The following is an 11,151-nucleotide window of genomic DNA, read 5'->3' on the forward strand; positions in this document are numbered from 1 at the left end:
TAATGCTATGGTTGATGCTGGTCCAGTGATTTTAGGTGAGACGGATACCGAAATCGAAATGTTACAACATTTTGAAAAAAAATGCATTTACATTTGCAGTCGATTACGGCTGTAATCAATCAGATTCCTCGGGGTGCTCCCGGCCTGGTTTTCCGAAACCGACCCGGATGCTGAGATAATACCCGTAGAACCTGAACAGGGTAATGCCTGCGCAGGGAAGGTGGTTCTAAATTCTGTATTTCCTCCTTTTGCTTTCGCAGCATTTCTCTCAAATCATTTTTTCAAACCAATTAAAAATCATGAAAAAATTGTTTTTGGGGATTTGCGCTTTATTGTCCTTTTTCCCACTACTGGCACAGGATCGCCAGGTTTCCATTAAAGACGCCGGGAACAACCAGCCGGTACCCGGAGCAACCATCGAGTTTGCAGATGGAACTGTTGTCATCACAAATTCTGAAGGGGCTGCCACAATCCCACCCCGGGCCTCAAAAGCCACAGTTTCCAGTATCGGGTACCGTACCAAAACCATTGCCATTGACAAGGGCAGTAATACAATCCAACTGGAGAGAGTAAATCTTTTTCTGCAACCGGTTGAAGTCAGGGCCATCAGGGCAAGTGAAAACGCTCCTTTTGCACAGACCAATCTGAATGCAAGGGACATTGAAAAACAAAACCTGGGACAGGATCTTACTTTCCTGTTAAACCAGACGCCGTCTGTCGTCGTGAATTCAGATGCCGGAAACGGAGTAGGCTATACGGGCATACGCATCAGGGGCACGGATGCCACAAGGATCAATATGACACTAAACGGCATTCCATACAATGATGCCGAAAGCCAGGGGCTTTTCCTGGTAAATCTACCGGATTTCGCGTCCTCCGTGAGCAGTATCCAGGTACAGCGGGGCGTAGGCACATCCAGCAACGGAGCAGGCGCGTTTGGCGCCACATTGAACCTGAGTACACATGATTTTAAAGAGTCGGCCTACGGCGAACTGAATAACAGCTATGGCTCATTCAATACCTGGAAAAACACCGTGAAGGCTGGAAGCGGATTGATAAATGACCATTTTACAATCGATGCACGACTTTCGCGTATCAGCAGCGACGGATATGTCGACAGGGCAAGCAGTGACCTACGTTCATTTTATCTTTCAACCGCATACATCACGCAGAAATCGAACCTGAGGATAAACGTTATATCCGGCAAAGAGAAAACCTACCAGGCCTGGAACGGGGTGCTTCAGTCCGATCTTTCAGATTGTCGCACCTGCAACAGTGCGGGCACAGAAAAGCCAGGCACCCCCTACAAAAATGAAACTGACAATTATCGCCAGGACCACTACCAGCTGTTCTTCAACCATTCCTTCTCCGAAAAACTGTCGATCAATACGGCAGGATTTCTGACAAGGGGGTTAGGATATTATGAACAATACAAAGCGGAAGAGGATTATGCAGACTATGGGCTGCCCTACCCTGTAATTGATGCTACCACCGTGGGTACCACGGACCTGATCCGGCAGCTTTGGCTTGACAACTACTTTTACGGAGGTATATACTCCATGCAATACAAACAAAACGCCACTCAGATCACCATCGGTGGTGGATATACGCGCTATGACGGCGACCACTACGGTAAAATCATCTGGTCTAAGGAAGGCGGCATACCCGATGATTATAAATGGTATGACCTTGATGCCTTCAAGACTGATCTGAACTTTTATGGTAAATGGCAGCAACAATTCGGAAGGCGCTGGCAAAGCTTTGTTGATCTGCAGTACAGGAATGTACAGTATGACATTGAAGGCTTCAGGAATAACCCACATTTAACTACCAACAATACCTGGAATTTCTTCAATCCCAAGGCCGGGATAAGTTTCACACAAAACAACTGGAATGCATTTGGTTCGTTCTCCATCGGCAATAAGGAACCCAATCGTGATGACTTCGAAGCCGGTGCTGAACAACAACCAACAAAAGAAACCCTTTACGATTTAGAGCTCGGTATCGAACGGCGTAAAGGGGCCTATTCCTGGGGTGCGAATTTTTACTATATGGGCTATCGCGACCAGCTGGTACTTACTGGTAAAGTCAACGACGTAGGTGCTTATACGCGAAGCAATATAGACAGGAGTTACCGGATGGGCATTGAGTTACAAGGAACTTTCAGGCCAACCAATTGGTTTCAGTTAAGCGGAAACATGACACTCAGCGAAAACAAAGTATTGGATTTTGTTGAGTACATCGACGACTACGATGCGGGCGGACAGATCAAAAGGCAATACGATAAGACCGATATTTCATTTTCACCAGCAATTACCGGCGGAGCAACGGCAAGGCTCAATCCTTTCCCTGAAGCTGAAATTGCATTGATAGGAAAATATGTGGGTCGCCAGTACCTCGATAACACATCCAACAGAGACCGCAGCCTGGCGCCATTTTATGTACAGGATCTTCGTTTGCGCTACACAGTTAAAGAGAAATTCTTCCGGGAAATAGGTTTTATTTTCCAGGTAAACAATTTGCTGGATAAGAAGTACGAGCCGAATGGCTACACATTCAGCTATTTATACGACAAGACCCTTATAACGGAGAATTACGTATACCCGATGGCGGGAATTAACTGGATTGCAGGCGTAAATATCAAACTGTAAAATTTACGTAGTAAAATTCCCGGTACAAATCCTAGCAGGGAAATTGATGTCTGGCATCATTTTCTATTAACATGATACCGTCATAACATCCGTCTCCTGATGAAAAAAACCATTGTATTGAATGTCATCATCATCCTGATCTTCTACCTGATCATTGCGTTTGCTGGTGGCCGTTAATCAAAAAACAAAGGCGTGAAGTATTCTTCACGCCTTTTTCCATTAGCTTCTTTACTTACTTGTTCTCGCCGAACTTTTCCTGCCAGGCAAGCATTCCCCCTTCGAGGTTTTTGGTGTTGGTAAATCCCATAGTCTCAAGGAACAGGCAAGCTGTCATACTTCTTTTCCCGCTACGACAGTGAATAATAAGTTCATCATTCTTCAGGTCTTCAATCTCTTCGATCTGCATCGCCTGGATCTTTCCCAACGGAATAAGCTGCGCACCTATGTTAAAAGCAGCATACTCATCGGGCTCACGCACATCAATTACATTCAGTTTTTCGCCTGCTTCGATGCGTGATTTCAATTGTTCAACAGTGATATTTTGCATTTTAATTTGAATTGTTCTCAATAATTATTTTCAACTGGCGGCTGTTGCACCGATGTGGTGTCCCGCTGCGGCTTCTGGACGCTCAACCAGATATCAATCATTTGACCTGGACGGATCCTGTTCATTCTTCCATCCGGGGTCATCCGATCGGGGCTTTGCCGGTAAATGTACGCACTTCCGGGGTCCTTTACGTCCGGATCAGGAACGACTGCGCCAAAACTGATCCCGCTTGTTCCAAGAAGATCACGGGCTTCTGCATAGGTGAGGCCGAACATGTCCGGAACTGACATGTCAATGTTTGATAACCCACTCCCGAGTATGAGAGAAATAGCTGAACCCATAGGTAATTTTGTACCTGCTTTGACATCGTCGCCATTCCGTTGCTGGCTTAGCACTGAATTCTTGGCGAAGTCAGGGCGGAAGCTGGTGTCACCAAGTTTAAGCCCGAATTGTTTCAACACTATGGCGGCGTTCCGTAAACTCATTCCCACAAGGTTGGGCATCACCACATCAGGAGGTACTGAACGATTTACTGTCAGGTAAACAGTCCGGTTCACTTTCACCTCTGCTTCTGCATCCGGAAACTGTTTTACCACAGCCCGGGCTTCGATGGTATCGCGGTAAATGGAATCCTGAATCACCACTTCAAAGCCTTCGGCCTCCAATTGTTTACGGGCATCCTCAAACAACTTCCCTGTGACAGAAGGCACCTTAATTACATCGCCATGTTTGGTGAAGAAATCCAGGGAACTGAAAAACAGGAAAACGATTATCGCTACCAGGGCAAACGCCAGCAGGATATTTACCCAGAGTGGTTTTTTTGTAATGGATGCGAACACTTTAAGATTTTTTTATAAGGAATGGATTCAAAGAAAGCAAAAATTATTTAGGTGCCAAGGCGTCGTCGATCAATGAGCTGTAAAACTCCTGCAACGTCCAGCCCATTGCACGCACCTGCTGCGGTACGATACTGGCTTCACTTTGTCCGGGCACAGTATTGATTTCCAGCATATATGGTACGCCCTTTTCTTCATTGTAGATGAAATCGATCCGTATCACGCCCCTGCAGTTAAACACCTGGTAAACCTTGCGGGCTGCAGCACGTACTTTTTCCGCAATCGCATCATCAACCACAGCCGGGGTTATTTCTTCACTCTTTCCCTGGTATTTGGCTTCAAAATCAAAAAATTCATTTTTTGCGATCACTTCGGTGAATGGCAATGTAACGACTTCCCCATTATGCCTGAATACGCCGATAGTAAATTCCCTTCCTGAAATAAACTCCTCAACCAGCACCTGGTCATCTTCCCGGAAAGCCTTGTCAAGCGCCGCCTGCATGTCAGCCGACTGGTTTACCTTACTCATACCTATGCTGCTTCCTCCATTATTCGGCTTAACGAATACCGGCAAACTCAGTTGCCCGGAAATTGTAGCTGCATCAATTTTGCGATCTCTGAAAAGGTGCAATGATCTGGCCACATTTATTCCCGCAAATGCTGCAACAGCAACGGTATACCGCTTATTGAATGTTAGCGCAGAGGATGCAGCGTCACAACTTGTGTAAGGAATACCCTGCATATCAAAATAGCCCTGCAACTTTCCGTCTTCCCCCGGTGTGCCATGAATTCCTATAAGCACTGCATCAAAGGTTATTTTACGCTGGGCCAGAGTGAGACTGAAATCATTCTTATCCACTTCAACCGGTTGTCCGCTTTCGGGGACATACCACCATCCGTCAGTCCTGATATCAATTTTATATAAATCGAACTTCGATGTATCAATGTTTTTCTCAATGGTAATTGCGCTCTTGTATGAAATTTCGGCTTCACCGGAATAACCTCCGGTAACAAAGGCGATGACTGGTCTCGCAGGCATATCAGTTTTTATCAGGTTGATGTTAAGAAAAAAGGTGAAGGATCATTTCCTTCACCCGTTACCCGACGGGAAATATCACCCGCCTATACGAAGTAGCATAGCTACTATTAAGGTTTTTGTCAATGGGAAGTTACACATTTTCGTGTTTTATCCGCTATCATGGAGGTTAAATTTTTACAAGTGAAGCTTCTCTTTTTTTGCCATCAGTTCATCAACAGTTTCCTGGTACATTTCATCGGGAACACAGCAGTCAACCGGGCAAACGGCCGCGCACTGTGGTTCTTCGTGAAAGCCCTGGCACTCAGTGCATTTGTTCGGAACAATATAATAAGTATCAACACTTACCGGTTCGTTTCGCTGGTCAGCGTCAATAACCGTACCATCCATCAGCGTAAAACTTCCCTTAACTGTCGTGCCATCGCTCAGTGCCCATTCCACTCCCCCTTCGTATATGGCATTATTCGGACATTCGGGCTCACACGCCCCGCAATTAATACATTCTTCTGTTATTTTGATAGCCATCAGTACTTATTTTAAATGGGTTGAATAAGAATTAACTTTGCACGCAAATTTATAGGGACATGTTGAATTTACAACACAGGATCGATTTATTGGTTCAACTGGGCAAATATATACGGAATAACGAGGAAGGCTGGATTGACGCAAAAGAGAAGGCTACAAGAGAAAATGCCTGGTTTATTTCAGAATTCATAGACAGTTCCGCAAAAGCAGTTGCCGACATTTACCTGGACGAAAACAGCCTGCGTGACATAGCCCGTAAATACCAGATTCCGGAAACAACGCAGGCACCCAAAACCATAGGAATTGTAATGGCAGGAAATATTCCGATGGTAGGATTCCATGATTGGCTTTGTGTTTTTCTAACCGGCCACAACTCCCTGATAAAATTTTCCTCAAAGGATAATGTTCTGCTGAAACACCTGCTCAGCAAATTGTATGAATGGGAAATCACCATGCAGAACATGACAGGATCGGCAGAATTGCTTAAAAATTGTAACGCATACATTGCAACAGGGAGCGACAACACGGCCAGGTATTTTGAATATTACTTCAATAAATATCCCAGCTTAATCCGCCGGAACCGTACTTCTGTAGCAGTCCTGGAAGGAAATGAATCCGATGCTGAGTTGTCTGCTCTCGCTGATGATATTCATCTTTACTTCGGACTCGGCTGCCGCAATGTTACCAAGTTATATGTTCCGGAGGGCTATGATTTCATACCGCTCCTTGGGTCAATGAAGAAATACAATTACTTTTTCGACCATAATAAATACAAGAACAATTACGACTACCAACTCGCCATCCAGCTACTGAACAACCAGCAGTACATGACGAACGGCTCCATAATGCTAATTGAGCATCCCTCCCTTTTTTCGCCCATCAGCCAGCTGAATTTTGAATATTACCGTGACAAAAACGCGCTCGTTTCTGAACTGCATGACAATAATTCCGTCCAGTGCATTGTAGGCCGTGACTGGATTTCGTTTGGAAATGCCCAACGCCCGGGGTGGGAAGACTACGCAGACGGGGTTAATACCATGAAATTTTTGCAGGGATTGCAGTAACTTTATATGCCATCTACGAAGACCTTAGTAAAACTATTGTTAAACTGGCCGGCCGGACAACTGAAAAGTTGTCTGCTGCGTTATTTTGTAATCAGTCAGGCATATGGTTTGACAAACATTAGAAAATAAAATAAAGGATCACAATATGAAATTGCGACAAATTGTACCCGTAATACTCGTCAGCGCAGTTACATCATTCGGAAGCATCTGGGCCTATAATAAATTCGTGGGAAAAGAAGTTTATTCTCTCAAGAGTGACGACAACAACCACATTCCCTCCAATTATGCCGGTTTCTTCGATGGTGTCAACGGAGCTCCCACTGATTTTACGGAAGCCGCCAATTCTGCCATCCCGGCAACTGTGCACATTAAAACAAAGGCTACCCGCACAGCAAGTAATAACCTTCCCAAACGAAGCCCCCTGTTCGATCTTTTCGGATTTGACTGGGACGAAGGCATGGCACCTCGCAGCCTTCCCCAAATGGCATCCGGTTCGGGAGCGATTATAAGTCATGATGGATACATTGTGACAAACAACCACGTTGTCGACGGAGCGGATGAGATAACGGTAAACCTGAGTGATAAAAAGTCATACAAGGCAAAACTCGTAGCCTCAGACCCAAGTAGTGACCTGGCTGTGATTAAAATTGAGGCGAAAGGGCTGCCATTCCTTCTTTATGGTAATTCGGACGATGTCAAAGTGGGCCAGTGGGTGCTGGCTGTAGGCTACCCGCTTAACCTTGAGGCTACTGTAACGGCAGGCATTGTAAGCGCTAAAAGCCGGACCCTTGACATCAACAGGAGGCAAAGCCGCACTCCAATTGAGTCATTCATCCAGACTGACGCAGCTGTAAACCCTGGTAACAGTGGAGGTCCGCTCATAAATACAGCCGGACAGCTAATTGGCATCAACTCGGCCATCGCCTCACCAACCGGGTCATATGCCGGCTATTCTTTCACGATTCCGGTGAACGTAGTAAAGAAAATTGTGGCCGACCTGATGAAATTTGGTACAGTTCAGCGGGCTTACCTGGGAATTAACTATGCCCCGGACAACCTTAGCGAAGAGGTAAAAAAGCAGGAGGGTATCAAGGACGGGGAAGGAGTATACGTGCTTGACGTGACAAAAGATGGTGCGGCATCAGCTTCAGGTATCAGGAAAGGTGACTTTATTACCCAGATCAATAGTGTACCGGTAAAATCCGGCGCTGACATGGTTGGCCAGATTGCAACATATCGCCCCGGTGATAAAGTAAAAATCGGATACCGCAGGGATGGCAGGGATTATACCAGTGAGGTAGTCCTTAGAAACAGCAGCGGAACTACTGATGTTGTCAAGACCAGCGTGCTGGATAAACTGGGCGCTGACCTGGCAAACGTAGATGCCAAACTGGCAAAAGAAATGGGCATCAAAGGTGGAGTTATTGTCAAGTCGATTGACAATAACGGCGCGTTCAGTAAGACCAGGATGGAAGAAGGATTCGTGATCCTGAAAGTAAACGGTCGCGAAATAGCTTCGGTAGACCAGTTCCGTACGGAAATGGATAAGGCGGGAAACTCCGTAACACTTGACGGGATGTACCCTGGATATGAAGGAGTATTCAGGTACCCGATGAAAATTGGTGAGTAAGGTTTCAATAATATAAAAAGGAAGCTACCGGTTGACCGGTAGCTTTTTTATTTTATAAACACCTTGTAATCCCATGACCGGAGTTTATAGTTCCGGTCTGCAGTAAAGTCATGTTTGTTTTCTGAAAACGCGTCTTTGAACTCACCGCAGACGATTTCATCCTGGATAATGAACCCGACGTTATTTTCGGGCGACAGGTTGAGCAGCACCACCACTTCAGCATTGCCATTCCTCCGAAGGAAAGCAAAGATCTTGTCATCTTGGTTGGTCTTTAACCGGTATGTTGCCACCGAAGTGTCGCCTGCACGAAGCGCTGGATGCTGTTTGTGAAGTGTAAGCAATGTTTTATAGAAATCATGCATTTCATTGTTTCCAATCCATTCAATTGGATCCTTGTCGAAAAATTTAAGTCTTTTTCGGTTAGGCAATTCCTGCCCGCTATATAACATAGGAATGCCGTTCCAGGTGGCACTAAAAACAGCCAGTGGCATGAACGCATCACCATACTTTTCAAACTCCGTCCCATTCCAGCTGTTCTCGTCATGGTTACTGGTAAAATACACCCGGAAGGCTTCCTGCCTGAATTGGTCGTTGTATTTTCTTAGAAGGCTGTCGAGTCCGCCAATGTCAGTCCTCTGCCTGGCAAAATCTTCGGTTTTATGCATCCACTCCCAGGTATAAGTAGCGTCGAAGGCATCGTGATAATGTGGCTCTTCGCATTCAGCCAGCCAGAACAATTTCTTTTCCTTGTCAAGCTCTGTGCGGGCCTCAACCCAGAAATCGAGAGGAACCAGCATGGCCATGTCACACCTGAACCCATCAATATTACATTCACGGATCCAAAACCGCATGGCTTCGATCATCTCGTTCCTCATTTGCTGGTTGGTGAAGTCCAGGTCAATAACGTCGTCCCAGCCATTTGCATCAAAAAACTCACCCTTGTCGTTCTTCCTGAAATACTCAGGATGGGTTTCAGTCCATTTGTGCCCCCAGCCCGTGTGATTGGCAACCCAGTCGATGATCACTTTAAATCCCAGGCTATGGGCTTTATCAACAAGATTCCGGAAGTCTGCAATAGTACCATATTCCGGGTTTGTGGAGGTAAAGTCGGAACAGGCGTAATAACTACCTAGCGTTCCTTTTCGGTTTTGAGTCGCAATTGGAGTAATGGGCATGAACCATAACACTTCTACTCCCATTTCTTTCAGCCGTTGTAATTCCCCGGCAAATGCTTCAAACGTGCCCTCCCGGGTATATTGTCTGAGATTAACTTCGTAAATATTTGTGGAATGGCTCCAGTCCAACGGCTGAAACATGTTTTGGCTCATAGTATCTTTTTTTATATTATCAGCTGCATGGCCGGGGGCCCGGAGGATTGCAGGAATAAATTCCTGAAATAACTTCAGCAAGCAGCGGTAACCTGGACATAGCTTATCGTTGGGGTGAAAATAAGATAAAAGTACATTTGCATTATGAAGCAATTCGAAGTGCCGGTAAAATACCGTAGCCCGTTGATATCGGCCATAAAGCAGAAAAGGAAACAGGAAGACAGACTGAAAAAGGACTATTCTCCCACATTACTTGACCTTGGAAAGGTGCAATTCTACCTTGCACGCCATTTTGGTTTTTGTTACGGAGTGGAGAATGCAATCGAGATTGCATTCAGGACTGTCGCAGAAAATCCTGGGAAACGGATTTTTCTCCTCAGTGAAATGATACATAATCCACAGGTCAATGCAGACCTTGAATCCTATGGCGTAAAGTTTCTCCAGGATACATACGGTAAGCAATTGATTCCTTTTGATGCTATTAAGGAAGGAGATATTGTTTTGATTCCTGCATTTGGCACCACTTTACATATTGAAGCCTTGCTGAAAGAAAAAGGAATTCAAACTGAAAAATACAACACCACCTGCCCCTTTGTAGAAAAGGTCTGGAATCGCAGTGAACAGATTGCGGCCAAGGGTTACAGTATAGTGATTCATGGCAAGCCGTTACACGAAGAAACGCGTGCAACCTTCTCTCACGCTTCTTCCGGGGCACCTGCTGTGATCGTAAATGATATGAAAGAAGCTAAGGTGCTCGGCGAATATATCATGGGCACATTACCACCGGAAAGTTTTTATGAAACATTCAAAGGACGGTATTCTTCCGGCTTTGATGTCACCCGTGACCTGCAGCGATTTGGCGTGGTCAACCAGACAACGCAACTTGCTACTGATACCCAGGCAATCGCCGAGTATCTTAAAGGCGTTATGTCCGAGTATTATGGTTTGGATTCGATTACTATCACCGAGAGATTTGCCGATACACGGGATACTTTATGCTATGCCACAAATGACAATCAGACTGCGGTTACCGGTATGTTGGACACTCCTGCCGACCTTGCGATCGTTGTGGGAGGCTACAATTCGTCCAATACCACCCACCTGGTTGAGTTGTGTGAGCAAAGGCTCCCCACGTACTTTATAAGCGATGCCGGCAAAATTTTGTCCGGTACCGAGATCCTGCATTATGATTTTCATAGCCGCCAGGAACAGGTCTCAACAGACTATCTCCCTTCCAAATCTCCACTTAAAATATTGATTACCAGTGGTGCATCGTGCCCTGATGCCGTGGTAGAAGAGGTTATTGGTAAACTTGCACGCCTTCTGGGTACTGAGGTCGGGTAGCCGAAAGTATAAAAACGGGATGCAGTTATAAAAGGGTGTTTTCACCCTTTTATATTCAAGTGGTGTTATATATAATTGTGAAAAATGTATAATGTTCAACCATCAAGCATTGCATACTTTACAGATTGCAGTCACATTTATCACATGCCTAGTGGGGCTAAAAATGCAGTTTCGGTTGAACATTATACAT

The 11,151-nt window shown here is 45.4% G+C and carries 9 protein-coding genes and 1 riboswitch; of the genes, 4 read left to right on the forward strand and 5 right to left on the reverse strand.

Translation table 11 applies throughout. The annotated features are described in order from the left end of the window. Nucleotides 1–119 precede the first annotated feature (119 nt). Nucleotides 120–235, forward strand: a riboswitch (TPP riboswitch). A gap of 64 nt (nucleotides 236–299) precedes the next feature. After that, a complete protein-coding gene (locus tag OI18_RS18885) occupies nucleotides 300–2,651 on the forward strand; it encodes a TonB-dependent receptor (RefSeq protein WP_039142632.1) in 2,352 nt (783 codons plus the stop codon). A 232-nt stretch (nucleotides 2,652–2,883) separates the two neighbouring features. Here OI18_RS18885 and OI18_RS18890 read toward each other — a convergent pair whose 3' ends face one another. The 4 genes from OI18_RS18890 to OI18_RS18905 form a co-directional block, all read right to left on the reverse strand. After that, nucleotides 2,884–3,198, reverse strand: a complete 315-nt coding sequence (locus OI18_RS18890) for a rhodanese-like domain-containing protein (protein WP_039142633.1) — start codon at nucleotides 3,196–3,198, stop codon at nucleotides 2,884–2,886. 17 nt (nucleotides 3,199–3,215) lie between these two features. Beyond that, complete coding sequence (locus OI18_RS18895; RefSeq protein ID WP_039142635.1) at nucleotides 3,216–4,037, reverse strand: PASTA domain-containing protein; 822 nt, start codon at nucleotides 4,035–4,037, stop codon at nucleotides 3,216–3,218. A 43-nt stretch (nucleotides 4,038–4,080) separates the two neighbouring features. Continuing rightward, a complete protein-coding gene (locus OI18_RS18900) occupies nucleotides 4,081–5,073 on the reverse strand; it encodes a D-alanine--D-alanine ligase (protein ID WP_039142637.1) in 993 nt (330 codons plus the stop codon). Between the two features lie 174 nt (nucleotides 5,074–5,247). Further along, entirely contained in the window at nucleotides 5,248–5,595 is a 348-nt protein-coding gene (locus OI18_RS18905) for a 4Fe-4S dicluster domain-containing protein (RefSeq protein ID WP_039142638.1), read from the reverse strand. A gap of 59 nt (nucleotides 5,596–5,654) precedes the next feature. Between OI18_RS18905 and OI18_RS18910 the strand changes: the two genes are divergently transcribed. Together OI18_RS18910 and OI18_RS18915 are read left to right on the forward strand one after the other, a co-directional pair. Next, nucleotides 5,655–6,659 (forward strand): acyl-CoA reductase, encoded by a 1,005-nt coding sequence (locus tag OI18_RS18910; protein ID WP_240312798.1) that lies wholly within the window; start codon nucleotides 5,655–5,657, stop codon nucleotides 6,657–6,659. 145 nt (nucleotides 6,660–6,804) lie between these two features. After that, nucleotides 6,805–8,289, forward strand: a complete 1,485-nt coding sequence (locus tag OI18_RS18915; protein WP_039142640.1) for a trypsin-like peptidase domain-containing protein — start codon at nucleotides 6,805–6,807, stop codon at nucleotides 8,287–8,289. Between the two features lie 47 nt (nucleotides 8,290–8,336). Here OI18_RS18915 and OI18_RS18920 read toward each other — a convergent pair whose 3' ends face one another. Next, the gene (locus OI18_RS18920; RefSeq protein ID WP_240312799.1) at nucleotides 8,337–9,617 is read right to left on the reverse strand and encodes an alpha-amylase family glycosyl hydrolase; all 1,281 of its coding nucleotides are present in this window, start codon (nucleotides 9,615–9,617) and stop codon (nucleotides 8,337–8,339) included. Between the two features lie 144 nt (nucleotides 9,618–9,761). On the opposite strand from OI18_RS18920, the gene OI18_RS18925 reads away from it, so the two are divergent. After that, entirely contained in the window at nucleotides 9,762–10,961 is a 1,200-nt protein-coding gene (locus OI18_RS18925) for a 4-hydroxy-3-methylbut-2-enyl diphosphate reductase (RefSeq protein WP_039142642.1), read from the forward strand. Nucleotides 10,962–11,151: the final 190 nt, after the last annotated feature.

This window comes from Flavihumibacter solisilvae (assembly GCF_000814475.1).
GTDB classification, from domain to species: Bacteria; Bacteroidota; Bacteroidia; order Chitinophagales; family Chitinophagaceae; genus Flavihumibacter; species Flavihumibacter solisilvae.